We start from the raw sequence: 18,514 nt of genomic DNA, 5'->3' as shown, positions 1-18,514 counted from the left end.
CACCCGCAGGCACTCCCATGGCCGGCCTGACTCGCGGAGGAGATGACTCCGGAGGCTCCCTCGCCTGGAAGAAGAGACTCCAGCAGGGCAATCCGATGGCCCGGGCAACGGTTCCGTTGGGCCGGATCCTGGGGATCCCCATAAATCTCGACTACTCCTGGTTCCTCATCTTCGGCCTGCTCACGTGGATGCTGGCCGGCAACTATTATCCAAAGGAGTTCCCGCACTGGACCCCTGCGATGTACTGGGTGACCGGCGCCGCAACCGCCCTGCTGCTGTTCGCCAGTGTTCTACTTCACGAGTTGGGGCATGCGCTTGTTGCGTTGCGATCCAACATCCCCGTGCGCAGCATCACGCTGTTCATCTTCGGCGGAGTGGCCCAGATCGGCGCGGAACCACTGACGCCTAAGGCGGAGTTTCTGATCGCCATTGCCGGACCGGCGGTCAGTCTCGCCCTCGCGCTGCTCTTCAACGTGCTGCAGCCGGCGCTCGCCGGCATCGAGCCGCTGCTGGGCCTGGTGAAATACCTCGCCTACATCAATCTCGCCCTGGCGGTCTTCAACCTGATTCCCGGATTTCCCCTGGATGGAGGACGAGTCTTCCGGTCCATCGTCTGGGCCGCTACTAAGGATATGCGGAGAGCCACGCTCATTGCCGCCAATACTGGTCGATTCTTCGGCTTCCTGTTCATCTTCAGCGGTGTCTGGCGCGCGCTCTCCGGCGACCTGGGCGGACTCTGGATCGCGTTCGTGGGCTGGTTCCTCGAGAACGCCGCCTCCGCGCAAGTGCACCAGGTAGCGTTTCAGGGCCTGCTCGCCGGACACACGGCATCGCAAGCCATGAGCAGCCATTGCCCCTCCGTTGCGCCTGACATCAAACTGCAGCAACTTGTAGATGAGCACGTCCTGGGCGGCGGCCGGCGCTGTTTTCTGGTTGTCCAGGGCGGCCAGACGCTCGGCATGATGACGCTTCACCGGATTAAAGAGGTGCCACGCTCCCAGTGGGCCAGTACGACCGCGGCCACAGTCATGCACCCAATGCGGGAGCTGAAGAGCATCGGCCCGCGGACGGACCTGTGGGCCGCACTGCAACTGCTGGATCGCGATGGAGTCAATCAACTCCCGGTAATGGAAGGAGACCTCGTAGTGGGCATGTTGAGCCGCGACGACGTGATTAGTTTTCTGGGCACCATGCAGGAATTGGGGCCCGCCACAACCAGGCAGATCGCATGATGCCCGCGAATTCAGTTGCGAATCCGGCGCTCGCCTCCGTGCTGACGATCAACGGCGGCTCGTCCAGCATCCGGTTCGCCCTTTTCAGCGCGGGCGATCCGCCAGTCCGGAGTCTGCACGGGAAACTCGACCGCATCGGCCTCGGCGGTACGGTACTCACCTTCCGCGACGACACGCGCGATCGGAAGGGCCGCCTCGAGCTAGACTCCGCCGATCAGCGGCCGGCGGTGGAATCGATCCTCGATTGGCTGGAGGATCACGTCGCCTTCGAAACGCTGGCGGCAATTGGTCACAGAGTTGTCCACGGCATGCATTACACGCAGCCGACCCGAGTGACCCGCGCATTGCTGGAGGAGCTGCGGAGCATCACCCCATACGACCCGGAGCATTTGCCGCGCGAGATCGAACTGATGGGAGCCTGCGCCCGCCGTCATCCGGACCTCGCCCAGGTCGCCTGCTTCGACACCGCGTTCCACGCCGGCATGCCGCGAGTCGCTCGCCTTCTGCCCATCCCGCGCCGCTTCGAGGCGATGGGCATTCAGCGCTATGGCTTCCACGGGCTCTCCTACACCTTCCTGATGGACGAACTGGCTCGAGTGGCCGGCCCTGACCAGGCGCGCGGGCGCGTGATCCTGGCCCATCTCGGCAATGGCGCAAGCCTGGCCGCGGTGCGTGACGGCCACAGTGTGGATACGAGCATGGGCTTCACTCCTGCCTCCGGCCTGCCCATGGGCACTCGTCCGGGCGACCTCGACCCTGGTGTCGCCTGGTACCTGATGCAAACCGGAGCTTTGACCTCGAAGCAATTCAACCATCTCGTCAACTACGAGTGCGGTCTGCTGGGCGTCTCCGAGACCAGTTCCGACATGCGGGACCTGATGGCGCTGCAGGCGAGTGATGTGCGCGCCGCCGAGGCGGTGGAGCTGTTCTGCTACCAGACCCGCAAATGGATTGGAGGCTTCGCCGCAGTCCTGGGCGGCCTGGACACGCTTGTGTTCGCCGGCGGAATCGGCGAAAACACAAGTGAAGTGCGATCTCGGGCCTGCCAGGGACTTCAATTCCTGGGCATCGAGCTGGACGAAGCCAGGAACGCCGTAAGCGCGCCGCTCATCTCGGATGACGCAAGCCGGGTGGCCGTGCGAGTGATCCCCACCGACGAAGAATTGATGATTGCTCGTGAAGTCCGGCGCCTGATCAATACCCGGCCGGAGCCCGAATCGAGCGCTGGAATACACAAGGAGCCCTGTAATGGATGAGTTGCTCTCTCCTGTTTCGCTAGTCGGTATCGACGCCTATTGGCGTGCCGCCAACTTCCTGTCCGTCGGGCAGATGTACCTCTGCGACAACCCGCTGCTCAAACGCCCCCTGGTGCTCTCGGATGTGAAGCGGATGCTGCTGGGCCACTGGGGCACAACCCCCGGCCAGAACTTCATCTACGCGCACCTGAACCGCGTGATCCGGAAATATGACCTCGACATGATCTACATCTCCGGTCCGGGTCATGGCGGCCCGGCCGTGGTGGCCAACACCTACCTGGAGGGCACCTATAGCGAGATCTATCCGAATATCAGTCAGGACGAGGCCGGGCTGCGCAGGCTCTTCACACAGTTCTCGTTTCCCGGCGGCATCCCCAGTCACGCCTCGCCGGAATGCCCGGGCTCCATCCACGAGGGCGGTGAGCTGGGCTACTCGCTCAGTCACTCCTTTGGAGCCGTGTTTGACAATCCCCAACTGGTTGTCGCCTGTGTCGTGGGCGACGGCGAGGCGGAGACAGGCCCACTGGCCACGGCCTGGCATTCGAACAAGTTTCTCGATCCCGCCACCGACGGCGCCGTCCTGCCCATCCTGCATCTGAACGGTTACAAGATCTCCAATCCGACCCTGCTGGCGCGCATCCCCCGCGAGGAACTGGAGCAGCTATTCCGAGGCTACGGCTGGACGCCCATCTTCGTCGAAGGCCATGAGCCCGCCCCCATGCACCAGGCAATGGCCGCGGCGCTCGACACAGCGATCGTACAGATCAGAAAGATCCAATACGACGCGCGAGTGGAAGGCATCACCGGCCGGCCGTCGTGGCCCATGATCGTCCTCAATTCGCCCAAGGGCTGGACAGGCCCGAAGGTCGTCGACGGACTTCAGGTGGAGGGGACCTTCCGTTCGCACCAGGTGCCGCTCTCCAATCCCGCCACCCACCCCGGTCATCTCCAGTTGCTGGAAGATTGGCTGAGGAGCTACCGGCCGGACGAGCTCTTCGATGACCAGGGGAAGCTCAGGCCGGAACTGGCCGAACTTGCGCCTCACGGTGAACGGCGCATGGGCGCGAATCCTCACGCCAATGGCGGCCTGCTGCTGCACGATCTCCGCATGCCGGATTTCCGCGAATATGCCTTCGAAGTGCCGGCGCCCGGCGTGAAGGGCCCCGGCGACACCCGCGTCCTGGGCCGCTTCCTGCGCGATGTGGCCACCGCGAACGCCGAGCAACGCAACTTCCGCATCTTCGGTCCGGACGAGACGCTCTCGAACGGGCTGGAAGCGCTCTTCGAAGTCACCAACCGCCAATGGGATGCGGGCACCAAGCCCAATGACGAATTCCTCGCGCCCGCCGGACGGGTGATGGAAGTGCTGAGTGAACACCAATGCGAAGGCTGGCTGGAGGGCTACCTGCTCACCGGACGTCACGGCCTGTTCAACTGCTACGAAGCCTTCATCCACATCATCGACTCGATGTTCAATCAGCACGCCAAGTGGTTGAAGGTCACTGCCCACCTGCCCTGGCGCCGCCAGATCGCCTCGCTCAACTATCTGCTCGCCTCGCACGTCTGGCGCCAGGACCACAACGGCTTCACGCACCAGGACCCGGGGTTCATCGACCACGTCGTGAACAAGAAGGCCGAAGTGGTGCGGGTCTACCTTCCTCCGGATGCCAACTGCCTGCTCTCGGTGATGGACCATTGCCTGCGCAGCCGCCACTACGTCAACGTCGTCATCGCCGGCAAACACCCCGCCCCGCAGTGGTTGAGCATGGAGGCGGCAGACCGGCACTGCGCCCAGGGCATCGGTGTCTGGGAATGGGCCAGCACCGGCGACGGTCTCGCACCCGACGTGGTGATGGCCTGCTGCGGAGACGTGCCCACGCTGGAAACCCTGGCCGCCGTCTCCATCCTGCGGACCCACCTGCCCGAGCTGAGGATCCGCGTGGTTAACGTCGTCGACCTCATGAAACTCCAGCCGCAGACCGAACATCCACACGGCTTGAGCGACATCGAGTTCGACGAGCTCTTCACCCGGGACAAGCCCGTCATCTTCGCCTTTCACGCGTACCCCTGGCTCATCCACCGCCTGACCTACCGCCGCACCAACCACGACAACATCCACGTCCGCGGTTATAAGGAGGAAGGCACCATCACCACTCCGTTTGACATGACCGTGCTGAACGACCTGGATCGCTTCCACCTGGTCATCGACACCATCGACCGTCTGCCGCAAACCGGGGAGAAGGGCTCCTATCTCAAGCGCCAGCTCAGGGAGAAGCTCATTGAGCACAAGCAGTACATCGACCGGTTCGGCGAGGACATGCCGGAGATCCGCGGCTGGCAATGGCCCGGCTGATTCAGTCCTGGCAGCGGCGGCTCCGGGCTCTGTAGCGGAGTTCCGGCGGAATTGATCGATCTCAATCTCAGAGGAAACTATGCCAAAAGACCCATTCTCGAATGAACAAACCTACTTCGCGCTGCAGGAAGTGGAGCGAACCAACCTGGCGGCCCAGGAGAATCAAGCCATACAACTGGAAGCAGCGCGCGAACGCGAAAAGCAGCTGCACTTCATGAAATGCCCGAAGTGCGGCCAGCCCTTGCAGGAGATATCGGTTGGCGCCGTGCGCGTCGACAAATGCTCGGCCTGCGAAGGCTTCTGGCTGGAGAAAGGTGAACTGGAGGCCATCCAAAAGGAAGAGGGCGGCTTCCTTGCCAACCTCTTTAGTGTCTTCCACTAACCGCTGGACATCGAGATCAATCAGCAAAACGCCGCGGCCGGCCAGCCCTCAAGCCGGGGGACGCTGCCGTTGCGCCAGGAAGGTACGATCATGCTCCACTTCGAAAAACTTCTCTTTCCGCTTGATTTCTCAGAAGACTGCCAGGCCCTGATTCCCTATGTCAACGACATAGCCCGGCGCTTTTCGTCCCGCCTGATCCTGCTGCATGCCCTGGATGGCGGCCTGCACTTTCCCGGCGAATCCGGCCCGCTCACCGAATCCATGGAGAACCTCCGCAACCTGGAGGAAAATCGCCTTCGCGACTTCGCCTCCGCCCACTTCTCTGGCATTGCCAACGTGGAAACACTCCTGGAGACCGGAGACCCCGCCACGGTGATCCGCGGTGTCATCCAGCACACGGAGATCGATCTGGTCATGATGCCGACCAAGGGCCTCGGAACCTTCCGCAGGTTGCTGCTCGGATCGGTGACGTCCAAGGTGCTGCACGATGTGCAGTGTCCGGTGTGGACCGGCGTCCATGCAGCCCTCAGCAAACCGGCAGACCACCTGCCCTGCCGCTCCATCCTGTGCGCGGCCGGTCTCGATCCGGAAACCCCGGAGATCCTGAAGGCCGCCGCGACCCTGGCCCTGGCATTCAATGCGAAACTCTCGATCATGCACGCGGTCGAGACCCCGCCCATGTCCTTTGAAGTCGACTTCGCCGCGTTCAGGAAAGAACTGATGGACAACGCGGACCTGGAACTGCGCAGCATGATCCGAGAAGCGGCGATCGACGCCGAAGTGGTTGTACTGGAGGGGGCAACCGCGCCCCAAGTGAGCCAGGAAGCACTGAAACGGAAGGCGGATCTCATCATCGTCGGGCGCGGGCATGACCATGACAAGCTCAACCAGCTCTTCTCGCAACTCTACGGGATTGTGAGGGAGGCGCCCTGCCCGGTGCTGAGCATCTGACTCAGCGGCTCAGCACGGCAACACAACATCCGGCCCGCCGGCCGGACAGCGCCTGGAAAGCAGCCGCGACCAACGCTCGTCAACGGAATTAACTGGACTCCCGCCGGTCCACCCTACCGCGCATACCACCCGTGCGGAGCCCGCTTCGTCGTATACGCCGCTCGCGGCAGGTCGTCCTGGGTTCGCATGGTCCACTGCAGCAGTTCCGCCAAGAGCCGCGGCTTGATCCCGGCGGCCTCCGGAGCGTCCCACAGGTTCTTCAACTCATACGGGTCGCGAACGACGTTGAAGATTTGCCCGCCACCCTCGGAGTCGAACACCACCTTCCAGTCACCCATGCGAACCATCTTCATGGTTCCGCTTTGCGTCACCGGGTTCAGTTCGTCGTAAGTCGGAATTGCGTCCGCGCCACCCCCGCCACGCCCGGAGTTGGGTGGCAGCGCATCGCCCGGCCCGTAGCTCAACCCGCCGAAGCCGACCTCCGAGTAAATGCTCTCGAATTCGCTCTTTGGATAAGGCTGGCCGGTGAGCATCGGCCACAGACTCCGGCCCTGGCAGCCGAAGGGGATCTCCGCTCCGATAGCTTCGCACAGGGTGGGCAGCACGTCCGCCGTCGACACGAAGGCCGGCAGTTTCGATTGCGGCCGGATGTTCCACCCGGACCAGGACATCGGGATCCGCGTCAGTACTTCCGGCAGCTCGGTGCCCTTCCTCTCCAGACCGTAGTCGCAGAAGAAATCGCCATGATCGGCGAGGTACAGGACGATCGTGTTCCGAGCCTTGCCCGTCGCTTCGAGATGCCCCAGCAGCCGCGCAACCTGGTCGTCGATCATCCGCAGCATGCCCAGGTAATTCGATCTCGTCCGCCGCCAGCGATCCGCATAGCCTGGATAGGTGCGCTCTTCCAACTGCCGCAGCCAGCGCCACCGGAAGCTCTTCGAGGCCAGCGCCTCCAGGCCGACATCCCGGGCCGGCACCTGCTCCGGCGGAAACATGTCGAAGTACGGCTTCGGAACCTGGTAAGGATTGTGCGGCTCCGGAAAGCTCACCCACAGCGCGAACGGGTCGTCCTTCGCGGTGTCGATGAAGTCGATTGCGCTGGAGACGATGCGGTAAGGAAACTGCGTCTCGACGGGAAATGGAGTGGCTTCCTGGCCGGTCCCGTGATTCAAGTGCTTCATCCACTGTTCGAAGGCCACGAGATCCTTCGGGGCGGGATCAGGCAACCATCCATCCAGGTGGCTGAAAGGACGCCAGAGATCCACTCGTCCCGGAGTCAGGTGCGAATGATTCTTCCCTGAGAGGCCCGTGCGATACCCCAGATCCCGGCAAACGTGAAACAAGTCTTTATCGAAGGTTGCGGCATTCGCCGCGCTGTTCTGCCTGACCCGGTGTGCATGCGGCCAGCGTCCGGTCAGCATGCTGATGCGAGCCGGCACGCACAACGGGGCCGTCGTGTAAGCCCGGTCAAAGCTCACCCCACGCGCCGACAGGCCGTCCAGCGCCGGCATGGTGTCCTGCGCGAACCCGGAGCCTCGCGTCAACCCCGCGCGCTGCTGGTCCGCCATCACAATCAGGAGGTTCGGCCGTTCTCCAGATGCGGCGCCCCGGACCGGCGCCTGCCCGGCTTTGGCCAGAGCTGCGGCCGGCAGCGATTTCAGAAGGTCTCGTCGATTACAGTCCATGCGGTCTCGATATGCGTAGCCTTGTCACGGGCCATCATATCGAAGCGGCTTGGGCTGATTGGAACAATCCTGCCTGCGGCAGCGCCCGGCAGCATATGCGAGCGCGGCTACAGCAGGCTGCGCGAACCTAACTAGCCTCGTTGTGGAGGCTCTCCGGAATGGACGCCACCACCGGCCGCCAGCTTTCTGCCGGGCGAGGCGGGTAATTCGCTATTGCCTATCTGAAAGCCTTGAGGAAGGCATCAAACTGCGCATGGTGCGACTTCGCGTGTGGTGTCACGGCCGGCACCTTTCGCTCAATACCCAGCAATTCGTAGACAGCCATCTGAGCCGCTCGAATGGAGTACTCAACGGTGAAGACCACATCCTCCGGGATTTCGACGAACTGGCTGACGAAGGCTAAATTCCTCGAACCGTCTGGCACGGGCAATGGCCGGTCGCCCGGCTCCCGCGGCATGAACATGCTGGTCAGATACGGCATCCGGCAGGGAATGCAGTTGGCCGTCGCCATCGTCTCCAGGTCGAACCGCAGATGACCGCACAACTCCCGCAGGATCTCCGCTCCATTGCAGTCCGTCATCGCTTTCGGTACGAAGTTGCCGACACGGTCGGGAAACAGCGAGTACCCCCAGAACACCTGGACATCGGCGGGCTGGTTCGCAAAGTGCGGCTGAAAGGCCAGCACGATGGACATCAGCCAGTTGGAATCCTTGAAGGTCACCAGGCCGCCGGTGCCCGGCTCATTTCCACTGAACTGCGTCATCTGGCGGAAGAAGGACGGATCCTTCAGCGTCACCGTGAACGACTCCCACCACGCCTGTGCGATCGAACTGTTGAAGACCGCGGGACGGCCAAATTCCGGCCGCCCTTCGGCCAGACGCTCCCAGAGCGTCCAGCCGCCGCTATCCGCTTTGGTCAACTGGGCGGGTGCACTCGTCATCGAGCCCAGGCTGGATGCGTCCGTCATCGAGCCGTTTTGCAGGAAGACAAGATCCCCCTCGGCCACGGCAATCGTTTCGCACGCGCCTGTCCGCTCAAACTCCAAACCGGTGACGGTGAACTTGCCGTCCTCGGTCTTGTGCAGAATGTCCGTCACTTTGCAGTCAAGAATGAGGTGGACGCCCTGGTCAAGGAGCCATTTCTGCAGAGGAAGAACCATGGAGTCATATTGGTTATAAATGGTCCTCTTGACACCGGCCAGTGTTTCTATGCGCGAGAACTCCAGTACGAAACGCAGCAGATAGCGTTTGAACTCCACCGCACTGTGCCAGGGCTGAAACGCGAACGTGGTCGACCACATGTACCAGAACGGCGTCTCGAAGAAGCCGGGGGACAGGCAGTCGGTAATGCGGCTGGCGCCCAGGCTCTCCTCGCTGGACTGGCTGAGTTTCAATAGTTCCAGGCGATCCTGCATGGAGAATCCCATGGAGGCAACTGGGACTTTCGCCCTTCGCCGATCCACCAGACGCGCCATCGAGTTCGATTTGTGGCGTTCGTTGAACTCGAGGGTTTCTTCGAACACAGACCGGCCTGGACGCGTCAGGGACGGTATCGACTTGTACAGATCCCAGGTACATTCGTAGTTGTCGGTGGTCACCATCCGCCCACCCCGCATCGAGTATCCGTCCTCAGCGTTGCCGGCTCCGTCCAGGCTTCCGCCGGCAATGGGAGACGCTTCCAGAATCGTGATGTTCACCCCGGGGACTTCCCCATCCCGGATCATGAACGCCGCGGCAGCAAGGGAACCAATTCCTGCGCCAACCAGGTACGCGCTCGGTTTCGTGGTCATGACCGTTCCCATTTAAGTGTCAGTAGTGTCATGGCCAAGGAACTGCATCTGCCGGGCCAAAGCCGACCTCGGCAATGAGCTCCGGATTGCCGGGCCGCCAACCGCGACTGCTCGTTCGGTGCGCTGTCCTTCCTGACCGTATCCGGTCAAATGACTGCATTCAGCCGACGGCCGAAGCCGCTTACACCAACATCGCCAGGCCGAATCGCCGCGGAAGGCAGTGTCTGATTGTGGAATGACGCGTCAGGGACTTTGGCTGGTCCCGTGCTCCTACCAGGGGCGTAAACGCCCATGAATCAAGACACTATTCACCAGCTACACCGGGAAGCCGCCCGGCAACACGAACTCGCGGCCCATTCCCATCGCACCGCCTCCGAGCACAACGAAAAAGGCGATAACCCGGCCGGCAACTGGCACATGCAACGCGCACAGGAATTCTCTGATCGCGCCTATGAGCTGGCCAAGGAAGCCCACAACAAATCCGGACAGATCGAGAGCCTTTAACCATGTCCACTCACAAACCCAACACCTCGAGTAACGAACATCATCAACAGGCGGCTGAACTTCACGATGCCGCCGCGCACGCCCACCTGGTAGCTGCCGAGGCTCACGAAAAACAGGACCATCTGACTGGCCACGAGCGCTCCAGGCAGGCCCTTGAGCATTCCCAGAACGCTTACAAGCACTCCGCCCAGCCGAAAAAGGAGGCATGAGAACCTTACAGCCGCAGGCTTCGGGCACGAAGCCATCCCGCTGTGGCTGCAAGCCTTCCGGTTGCCTCAGCGCAACCCTGGCAGTTGGGCGATTCGGACTTTTATCGCACTTAGACCATACATAAGAGGAGAAGTGATCATGTCAGATACAAACGCAGTGGTTGCCGTCTACGGCACGCACGAAGGAGCAGAACTGGGCGTCAGGGAACTCCAGCGCGCAGGCATCGACATGCGAGCCCTGTCCATCATTGGCAAGGATACGCACACCGATGAGCACGTAGTGGGCTACTACAACACTGGCGACCGCATGAAGTATTGGGGCAAGACCGGAGCGTTTTGGGGGGGCTTCTGGGGTTTGCTGTTCGGTTCAGCGTTCTTTGCCATTCCGGGCATTGGTCCAATCCTGGTGGCCGGTCCGATCGTGGCTTGGATTGTGGGGGCGCTGGAAGGCGCGGTTGTCGTGGGCGGACTCAGCGCCATTGGCGCGGGCCTTGTCGGCATGGGCATCCCGAAGAACAGCGTGATTGAGTACGAAATGGCGCTGAAGACGGACAAATACCTGCTGATGGTCAACGGCTCGGCCGCCGAAGCCGGCAAGGCCCGAAGCATCCTGGAGACCACTCGCCCGGTGAGTAATTCCATGCACTCCTGCGAAGCCGTGGCAGCAGGCGCTCGCTGAGCCATCGGCGCCCGTGCTCCGGTTCGAAACGACGCCCCATCGCGATGGAAACCTGCAACTGACCGGCAAAGTGTTGAGTCCGCGGCCCATGGAGGGCCATGTCCATGCTAACCAGCAACAGACACCTGAAGAACCTGGTGATCCGCGCCACAGACGGCGAGATCGGAACGATTGACCAGTTGTATTTTGATGACCAGATCTGGGCGGTCCGCTATCTGACAGTAAACACGACGAACTGGCTGGACGGGCGAAAGGTCCTCATCTCGCCACTCTCGATCCTGCAAACTGACTGGAACGCCGGGCGGATCGATGTGTCGCTGACCCGCAAACAGGTGGAGAACGCGCCGGGGATCGACACACACAAACCCGTGTCGCGACAGCACGAAGCAGAATACTTCGGGTACTACGGCTATCCCTACTATTGGGATGGTCCTTATATGTGGGGCCCTTCGTACTTTCCGACGGCCCAGCCCCCTCTGATGTCGCGTGAAAATGCTCTTGCCGACCGGATCAAGACCCAGTCCACCGATTCGCACTTGCGCAGCACGGAGGCCGTCTCCGGCTACCAGATTGACGCAAAGGACGGTGAGATTGGCCACGTCGACTGTTTCCTTATCGACGACGAAGCCTGGGCGATCCGCTACCTCGAGGTGGCCACGAAGAACTGGTGGCCGGGGAAGAAAGTGCTTCTCTCGCCGGCGTGGGTCGAACGGGTGAGTTGGGAGGAATCCAAGGTCTTCGTCGCCGTTACTCGCGAGGCCATACAAACCTGTCCGGAGTACCTGGACACGGTACCGATTGACCGCGAATATGAGAACCGGCTCTACTTCCACTACGGGCGTCCGCCTTACTGGGTTGAAGAGGTCAGTCATGCTGCCGCTTATGCAGCCATTGGCCGCTAGATAAAGCCCGCCCCCTCGACCAGGGCCCAGGCGGGAACGCCCTTTGGCCTTCCCTTCCCGGGCCCTCCAAACGATCAGGCCTATCGCGTGCAGGTACATCTTCATGAGCAAGCAGAATAGTGAAGTTCCGAGGACCTACCCCACGTTCCTGGTTAAGGAAAAGGGCGGCGGTCCTGGATCAGCCGGACAGTCCGGAGACACGCAGGGCCTGCCGGATGTCGCTGAGGCCGGATCGGAGAGCGTGACGGAACTGCTGGAAGAGGGCCAGTTCTTCGAGGCCGAGGTCCTCCTGGGCGTGGAAACGGCTGCGGATCCCGATGTCTCCGAGGTACAGACGAGGGAAGTCCCTGAAGACGATGTACAGCCGGAGGATTCAGGCGACGACGCGCAGAAGTGACCGGTAGCCTGGCAGTGCGGCCTTCGCAATGCGCTAAGCGGAGTCGCACGTCTTTTATTCACAGAACCCCGTTGATATAATCGGCGCCGGAAAGGCTGTGCGCCCGAAGGCCGCGCCAGCCGCAGTATTTCGGCAAGGAGACGTTCATGAACGGGTACCGGGCGGCGCTGACGATCCTGTTGTGCATGGCTGGAGCGTGGCCGGTGCAGTTGTCTGCCCAACTGCAGCTCGGACCGGCTGGCGGTCCTTCTTTCCAGATCACCAATGTGCAGGCGCGCAAGGTCACCAGCCTGAACGGCAAATGGCGGACGATCGTCGATCCCTACGAGAACGGCTACTACGACTTCCGCATGCAGCTCAGCCGCGAGGGCTACTTCCTCAATCTCAAGCCGAAAGACAAAGCCGACCGCGTCGAGTACGACTTCGACAGTTCCGAAACCCTGAATGTCCCTGGCGACTGGAATTCCCAGCGAGACAGCCTGTTCTTCTACGAAGGCACCCTCTGGTACAAGAAGTCCTTCGACTACCAGGCCAAGCCTGGCAATCGAATCTTTCTCCATTTCGGCGGAGCCAACTACGAGACGATCGTCTTCCTCAATGGCGAGCGCCTGGGCATGCACGTCGGCGGCTTCACGCCCTTCGACTTCGAAATCACAGGCAAAGTGCGCGCGAGGGACAACTTCGTCATCGTGAAGGTCGACAACAAGCGGCGGCGTGACGGTGTACCGACACTGAATACCGACTGGTGGAACTACGGCGGCCTCACTCGCGAAGTGACTCTCGTGGAAGTTCCAGCCACCTTCGTCAAGGACTACTTCGTTCAGTTGAAGAAGGGGTCGATGGATACCATCGCCGGTTGGGTCCGGCTCAACGGAGCCCAGCCGGCGCAGCGCGTCACCGTCAGCATTCCAGAGGCCCATGCCTCAGTGACGGTAAGGACCAACGCGCAGGGCTACGCGGCTTTTTCGCTGCCGGCCCAGCTCACTCTATGGACGCCCGACAACCCGACACTGTATGAGGTGCGTGTCGAGGCAGAAGGCGATTCCGTCAGGGAGCAGATCGGCTTCCGCACCATTGAAACGCGAGGCACCGAAATCCTGCTCAATGGCAAGCCGCTCTTCCTGCGTGGCATCTCGGCCCACGAGGAAGCACCCTTCCGCGCCGGACGTGCGTTCAGCGCCGAGGATTCGCGTACGCTGCTCGGGTGGGCCAAGGAACTCGGCTGCAACTTCATCCGCCTCGCGCACTATCCGCACAACGAAAACATGTTGCGGGAAGCGGACCGCATGGGCGTGTTGGTCTGGTCCGAAGCGCCGGTCTACTGGATGATCGATTGGGAGAATCCGGAAACCTTCTTAAATGCCAGCAATCAGCTCACCGAGGTCCTCACGCGCGACCGCAACCGGGCCGCCATCATCCTGTGGTCCGTGGCCAACGAGACCCCGATCACCGAAGCGCGCAACACGTTCCTGAAGAAGCTCGCCGCGCTGGTAAAGGCCGAGGACCCCACGCGCCTGACGACGGCCGCCATGATGCATCATGAGGTCGCCGGGACGACGGAGGTGGTCCTCGACGATCCGCTGGGCGACGTGCTCGACGTCCTGGGCTGCAACGAGTATCTGGGCTGGTACGACGGCGCGCCCGAGAAGGCTGACCGCGTGACCTGGAAGAGTCCCTACAACAAGCCCCTGATCATGAGCGAGTTCGGCGCCGACGCGTTGTCAGGCCTGCATGGAGACGAGGGTACCCGCTGGACCGAGGAGTTCCAGGAGAACATCTACCACCATCAGGTGGGCATGCTGAACAAGATCCCGTTCCTGCGCGGAACCTCGCCCTGGGTGCTGATGGACTTCCGCAGCCCGCGACGCGTCCTGCCCAACGTGCAGGACTTCTTCAACCGCAAGGGACTGGTCTCCGAACGAGGCGAGAAGAAGAAGGCCTTCTTCGTGCTCCAGGAGTTCTACCGGGAAAAAGCGCGGCAGTAACCACTGGTCGAGGGATGTGTGCGCTCGGCGCGGCACTAACGGACACGGCTGGCCGTCGATAGAGCCGTACTGCTGCGCTACCCGGCCAACCGCCCGATCTCGTCCAACTCCTCGATCTCCCGTTGCAGTTCACGCTGCTCTCTCGCTCGCATCACAAAATAGGCGACGATCCAGAGAACGACCAGAATCAGGAACGGAAGTCCATTTGGGAGCAGCCGCTGGTTCCCTGCTCCGGACATCGCCACGGCCAGGATGAATGTCCCCAATGTCAGCAGCAGCGGGCCCAACGACCACAGCAGCAGCCTCCGCAACAGTTGCCGCCTGCGCGCGAGCTCCGCGCGGCAGAACTCCAGACCCGTGTTGAGCCCCGCATCGCCCGGCATCAACGGGGACCACATCGCCCGGTTCAGGAAGTACAGGCCGCACAGGCTCCACAGCAGCGCGAGCAGAAACAGCGGATGCAGCGTGTTCGAAAGCCGCGGAAATTGCCTGAGGCCGAATGCATACAACAGCGCGGCGGCTAGCGGGCCCACAGCAGTCCCCAGCAATTTCCTGCGGGTCTTCGCCTGCAGCTCGCGTGCCTTCATTTGGATCAGTTTGAAGGTCATGGTGTGTGTCTCCGTTGCCTGGTTGTGCCAGATTGCTTTCAGCCGGTCACCGGGAAATTCATCATTCATGATTCTTTCCTTCGTGGAACCACTTCGACAGGACACTCTTGCTTCGATGAATCCGGATGGCCACATTGCCGGGGGAAAGGCCAGTGATCTCTCCAATCGACGCGGCGTCCATGTCTTCCAGGTAGCAGAGCATCACCTGCCGGTCGATCGGTTTCAACAGTTGAATCAACGCGGTGATCCGATCCAGGTCGACTTGCTGGTGGGCAGCCTCCGGCGCCAGGGCCTTGTCCGGAAACAACTCCACTTCTTCCAGCGTCACCAGTTTCGAGAAGATGCGCCGCTCGCGGATCACGTGCGAGGCAGCCACGTGGTGGGCCACCCGGTACACCCACGTCCTCATGGAACAACGCCCGTCATAGCGCTGGAAGCTGCGCCACAACTGGAAGTGAATGTCCTGGCTCAGGTCGCGGCGCTTCTCCGGATCAGCCTCATAGGCCCTGGTGAGCCGTTCCAGCGCGGAGCCGAATTCCGCCGCCGCTTCCGTGTACAGTTCGTCCTGTCGGACAGACCCGGCCGGGATGGGCGAATTGCCACTCACATTCAAGGTAGTCACCAGAAGCAGAAGTTTCTTACGGGTCAACTTCAGCGGCAATGCGAAGTGAAGCTATCACCGTTCGCGTTTTCTGCCCACGCGAGCGGCCGGCGATCAAAGGCCGAACGAGGCGCGATTCCAGGCCGGCGGATGGGCTCCATCTCCGCCTTTCGCCGTTCGCTCCCTGCCGTTCCGCATACTAGTCGCCTCGAAGCCTCAAAGCCGTTCACAAGGATTTTTCCACGCCCGCCTGCAACGTTTGACGCCTGCCGATCACGTATCTTTCGACAGTCCCATAAGAACAGGGACACTCCATGCCACTGGGTGCGGCACTTCGTAGCTTTAGCTGTATGACGACGTGACCCGGCCTCACTTGGTTAACGCATCAACAGCAACTGGTACGCCGATCCGTTCCACGGATCAAAGGAGCACGCGCCATGCCTCAGAAGAGCATCGAACCGTTTGCCGCCGTCACCTCGGCCCGCACACTTTCAAAGGGCCAGGAAGACCCCGGATTCACAGCAGTGCAGGACTTCCTGCTGCGCTTCGGATACCTTCGCCCCAACACGTTCAAAGCGAACCAACTGGACGAACCCACGGAGGAAGGCTTGCTGCGCTTCCAGCGGCAGCACGGCCTGCCCACCACCGGTGTTTTTGACAATCCCACCCGCGACATGATGGGCACTCATCGCTGCGGCATGCCTGACCCGGCCTCCGCAATTGCCTTCAGCATCGGTTGCTCGTGGCCGAACCCAAACCTCACCTTCGCCTTTGAAGACGGGACGAACGACATCGGCGGAGCCGCCGAGTTCCAGGCTGTCCGCAACGCAGTGGCCACCTGGGCCGCTGCCGCACCCCTGAAATTCACCGAAGTAGGGCGGAACCAGAACCCGGATATCGCCATCGACTGGCGGCCCGCCAACGACCCCGACCACTCCATGGTGGGTGGAATCCTCGCCCACGCCGACTTTCCGCCAGGCTGCAGCGTGATCACTGACGGCTTGCCGAAGCCGCTCCACTTCGACGATTCCGAACACCAGTGGGTGGTGGGGTCGGTCGCCGGGGGCTTCGATGTCGAAACGGTCGCACTGCACGAGTTCGGCCATCTCCTCGGCCTGCAGCACTCGAACGTCGCAGGCTCCGTGATGTTCCCCACCGTCTCATCCAACTTCACCAAGCGATCGCTGACCGCGGACGACCTCGGCGGGGTCAAAGCCTTGTATCCCGCGGGCATTCCAACACCCGGCACCTACACCATCCGCCAGAAGAGCTCCAATCGCTTCCTGGACGCGCATGAGATCGCCGGCAAAGACTTCCGCCTGGTCACCCGTCCAGCCCAGAACAACGACACACAACGTTGGGAACTCGCGTCGGTGGGCGCGGTCTTTGCCATCCGCCAAAAAGTCAACGGCCGCTTCCTGGACGCCCACGACAGCGCCGCCAACGACTTCCGCCTGGTCACGCGCACGGCCCAGAACGACGCCAGCCAACGCTGGATCGTCGTACCCGTTGGCGACGGCAGCTCCACCCTCCGCCAGCTCAACAATCTTCGGTTTATGGACGCGCACGAAATTGAAGGCGAAGACTTCCGGCTGGTCACCCGGCCAGCCCAGAACAACAACACCCAACGCTGGCTGCTCACCAATGTGGGCACGAATCTGTTCACCCTGCAGCAGAAGAGCAACAACCGCTTCGTCGACGCCCATGAGACCTCGGACAAAGACTTCTCCGTGGTCTCCCGCCCTGCGCAGAACAACGATTCGCAGCGCTGGATCTTCGGCCAGGTCGGCGCGGTCTTCACCGTGCGCCAGAAGAGCAACGGCCGTTTCGTGGACGCCCACGAAGTCTCCGCCAACGACTTCGCGGTGGTCACGCGGCCCAACCAGAACAACGACACCCAACGCTGGATCGTCATGTTGGCCGGCAATGGAAGCTTCACCATCCAGCAGTTGAGCGGCGGCCGGTTCGTGGACGCCTACGAAGCGTCGGACAACGACTTTGGGGTGGTCACGAGAACAGCCAAGAACAACGACAGCCAGCGCTGGCTCTTCGACAAACTCTAGACACGCGCCGGGCAGCCAATACCCTGAACGGCGCGGCGCCAAAGCGTCGCGCCGGGTCCCCCCATCCTTTCATCCGGCGCTGCCGAAGGAAACCCGCTTATGGACTCAACCAGCAACAAACCGGGCACCCAGGTCGAGATCCGCATCCGGAATGCCGGCGAGGCGGATCTCGACCACATCCGAGTCAGCTTTCCTGACGGCCTCGAAGTCGACTACGGCTCCGTGCCGAAAGGCAGTCTCTCCGCCTTCCACTCGGCTGGCCGCGCCTATCGCTATGCCGGCATCTCCGCCCAGGCCGCCGGCCGGGCCCTCTCCCTCCAGGCCACAGACTACCTGGGCGAAACGGAGCTGCCCGCCGGACGCTACACGTACGCGGTGAGTGCTGACGGCGGACATCTGACTCTCGAGCTGGAAAGGGCGTAGCCGATACCGCCCCACTCCACCCTTAGGCGGGACATCTCCCCCTAACCTTCGGGCTCCCAACCATTCGTCCTGATCCGCGTACACTGTGACAGATGGCCCAACGGACAATCCTCTGGCTGTGCATCGCCGCCGCGGCGGCCACCGGCATTGCGGTCGAGCTCATGCTCGGACAGATCAGCCAGCGTCGTGAGAGCTGGGACGCGTCCTCCTATTGGTCAGTCGGCCTGCCGTTGATGCTTGTGGCGGCCCTGCTGTTCGGGTTCCTGGCCCGGCGAGCGCCCGTCGCCATCGGCTGCGCCCCATTCGCCGGGCAACTGGCCGCGATGGCGGCGAAGACCGCTGGCGGCGGCATGATCCTACCCGGCGTCCTCCTGCTCGCCGGCCTGAGCCTGTCCGGTATAGCCGCCGCTTATGCGGGCGCCTTCCTCGCGCGGCGCCTTCTCTGAACCCGCATCCAACCGGCCGTGCGACTGCCCTGCGCCGCGCAATCGTCAT

The 18,514-nt window shown here is 62.1% G+C and carries 18 protein-coding genes; 13 read left to right on the top strand and 5 right to left on the bottom strand.

What is annotated here, in order from left to right; all coding sequences use genetic code 11:
* Positions 1 to 17: 17 nt before the first annotated feature.
* From IRI77_RS03230 to IRI77_RS03210, 5 genes are all read left to right on the top strand, one after another.
* Positions 18 to 1,232 carry a site-2 protease family protein gene (locus IRI77_RS03230; protein WP_194450649.1) on the top strand — a complete coding sequence of 405 codons (1,215 nt, stop codon included), beginning with the start codon at positions 18 to 20 and terminating at the stop codon, positions 1,230 to 1,232.
* Complete coding sequence (locus IRI77_RS03225; RefSeq protein ID WP_228486574.1) at positions 1,229 to 2,488, top strand: acetate/propionate family kinase; 1,260 nt, start codon at positions 1,229 to 1,231, stop codon at positions 2,486 to 2,488. Before IRI77_RS03230 ends, IRI77_RS03225 begins: the two co-directional genes overlap by 4 nt.
* Positions 2,481 to 4,841 (top strand): phosphoketolase family protein, encoded by a 2,361-nt coding sequence (locus IRI77_RS03220; protein ID WP_194450648.1) that lies wholly within the window; start codon positions 2,481 to 2,483, stop codon positions 4,839 to 4,841. The genes IRI77_RS03225 and IRI77_RS03220 overlap by 8 nt, the downstream gene beginning before the upstream one ends.
* A gap of 79 nt (positions 4,842 to 4,920) precedes the next feature.
* Entirely contained in the window at positions 4,921 to 5,223 is a 303-nt protein-coding gene (locus IRI77_RS03215; protein ID WP_194450647.1) for a TFIIB-type zinc ribbon-containing protein, read from the top strand.
* A gap of 90 nt (positions 5,224 to 5,313) precedes the next feature.
* Positions 5,314 to 6,174: a universal stress protein gene (locus IRI77_RS03210; RefSeq protein WP_194450646.1), complete on the top strand. Its 861-nt coding sequence runs from the start codon at positions 5,314 to 5,316 to the stop codon at positions 6,172 to 6,174.
* A 113-nt stretch (positions 6,175 to 6,287) separates the two neighbouring features.
* Here the strand turns inward: IRI77_RS03210 and IRI77_RS03205 are convergent, their stop codons facing one another.
* Positions 6,288 to 7,859 carry a sulfatase family protein gene (locus tag IRI77_RS03205; RefSeq protein WP_194450645.1) on the bottom strand — a complete coding sequence of 524 codons (1,572 nt, stop codon included), beginning with the start codon at positions 7,857 to 7,859 and terminating at the stop codon, positions 6,288 to 6,290.
* A 217-nt stretch (positions 7,860 to 8,076) separates the two neighbouring features.
* Positions 8,077 to 9,648: an oleate hydratase gene (locus tag IRI77_RS03200; RefSeq protein WP_194450644.1), complete on the bottom strand. Its 1,572-nt coding sequence runs from the start codon at positions 9,646 to 9,648 to the stop codon at positions 8,077 to 8,079.
* 291 nt (positions 9,649 to 9,939) lie between these two features.
* Here IRI77_RS03200 and IRI77_RS03195 point away from each other — a divergent pair, with 291 nt between their 5' ends.
* Positions 9,940 to 10,152 (top strand): hypothetical protein, encoded by a 213-nt coding sequence (locus IRI77_RS03195; RefSeq protein ID WP_194450643.1) that lies wholly within the window; start codon positions 9,940 to 9,942, stop codon positions 10,150 to 10,152.
* Here the strand turns inward: IRI77_RS03195 and IRI77_RS03190 are convergent.
* Positions 10,149 to 10,286 (bottom strand): hypothetical protein, encoded by a 138-nt coding sequence (locus IRI77_RS03190; RefSeq protein WP_194450642.1) that lies wholly within the window; start codon positions 10,284 to 10,286, stop codon positions 10,149 to 10,151. The two genes, IRI77_RS03195 and IRI77_RS03190, sit on opposite strands and share 4 nt — an antisense overlap.
* Before the next feature lie 214 nt (positions 10,287 to 10,500).
* Here IRI77_RS03190 and IRI77_RS03185 point away from each other — a divergent pair, with 214 nt between their 5' ends.
* From IRI77_RS03185 to IRI77_RS03170, 4 genes are all read left to right on the top strand, one after another.
* Positions 10,501 to 11,040, top strand: coding sequence for a general stress protein (locus tag IRI77_RS03185; protein ID WP_194450641.1), 540 nt, complete (start codon positions 10,501 to 10,503; stop codon positions 11,038 to 11,040).
* Positions 11,041 to 11,138: 98 nt separating this feature from the next.
* Positions 11,139 to 11,942 carry a hypothetical protein gene (locus IRI77_RS03180; RefSeq protein WP_228486573.1) on the top strand — a complete coding sequence of 268 codons (804 nt, stop codon included), beginning with the start codon at positions 11,139 to 11,141 and terminating at the stop codon, positions 11,940 to 11,942.
* A gap of 103 nt (positions 11,943 to 12,045) precedes the next feature.
* Entirely contained in the window at positions 12,046 to 12,339 is a 294-nt protein-coding gene (locus tag IRI77_RS03175) for a hypothetical protein (protein ID WP_194450640.1), read from the top strand.
* Positions 12,340 to 12,485: 146 nt separating this feature from the next.
* Positions 12,486 to 14,324: a glycoside hydrolase family 2 protein gene (locus IRI77_RS03170; protein ID WP_228486572.1), complete on the top strand. Its 1,839-nt coding sequence runs from the start codon at positions 12,486 to 12,488 to the stop codon at positions 14,322 to 14,324.
* Between the two features lie 77 nt (positions 14,325 to 14,401).
* On the opposite strand, the gene IRI77_RS03165 is transcribed toward IRI77_RS03170, so the two are convergent.
* Both IRI77_RS03165 and IRI77_RS03160 read right to left on the bottom strand, forming a co-directional pair.
* Positions 14,402 to 15,001, bottom strand: coding sequence for a hypothetical protein (locus IRI77_RS03165; protein ID WP_194450639.1), 600 nt, complete (start codon positions 14,999 to 15,001; stop codon positions 14,402 to 14,404).
* Positions 14,994 to 15,554: an RNA polymerase sigma factor gene (locus IRI77_RS03160; protein ID WP_228486571.1), complete on the bottom strand. Its 561-nt coding sequence runs from the start codon at positions 15,552 to 15,554 to the stop codon at positions 14,994 to 14,996. Before IRI77_RS03160 ends, IRI77_RS03165 begins: the two co-directional genes overlap by 8 nt.
* 416 nt (positions 15,555 to 15,970) lie before the next feature.
* Here IRI77_RS03160 and IRI77_RS03155 point away from each other — a divergent pair, with 416 nt between their 5' ends.
* From IRI77_RS03155 to IRI77_RS03145, 3 genes are all read left to right on the top strand, one after another.
* Complete coding sequence (locus tag IRI77_RS03155; protein ID WP_194450638.1) at positions 15,971 to 17,596, top strand: matrixin family metalloprotease; 1,626 nt, start codon at positions 15,971 to 15,973, stop codon at positions 17,594 to 17,596.
* Positions 17,597 to 17,695: 99 nt separating this feature from the next.
* Positions 17,696 to 18,019 carry a hypothetical protein gene (locus tag IRI77_RS03150; RefSeq protein ID WP_194450637.1) on the top strand — a complete coding sequence of 108 codons (324 nt, stop codon included), beginning with the start codon at positions 17,696 to 17,698 and terminating at the stop codon, positions 18,017 to 18,019.
* A 92-nt stretch (positions 18,020 to 18,111) separates the two neighbouring features.
* Entirely contained in the window at positions 18,112 to 18,465 is a 354-nt protein-coding gene (locus IRI77_RS03145; protein ID WP_194450636.1) for a hypothetical protein, read from the top strand.
* Positions 18,466 to 18,514: the final 49 nt, after the last annotated feature.

The sequence above is a fragment of the Paludibaculum fermentans genome (genome assembly GCF_015277775.1).
Classification (GTDB): Bacteria; Acidobacteriota; Terriglobia; order Bryobacterales; family Bryobacteraceae; genus Paludibaculum; species Paludibaculum fermentans.
The sequence above is the reverse complement of the archived record's forward strand: the minus strand, read 5'-3'. Positions and strand labels throughout refer to the sequence as shown.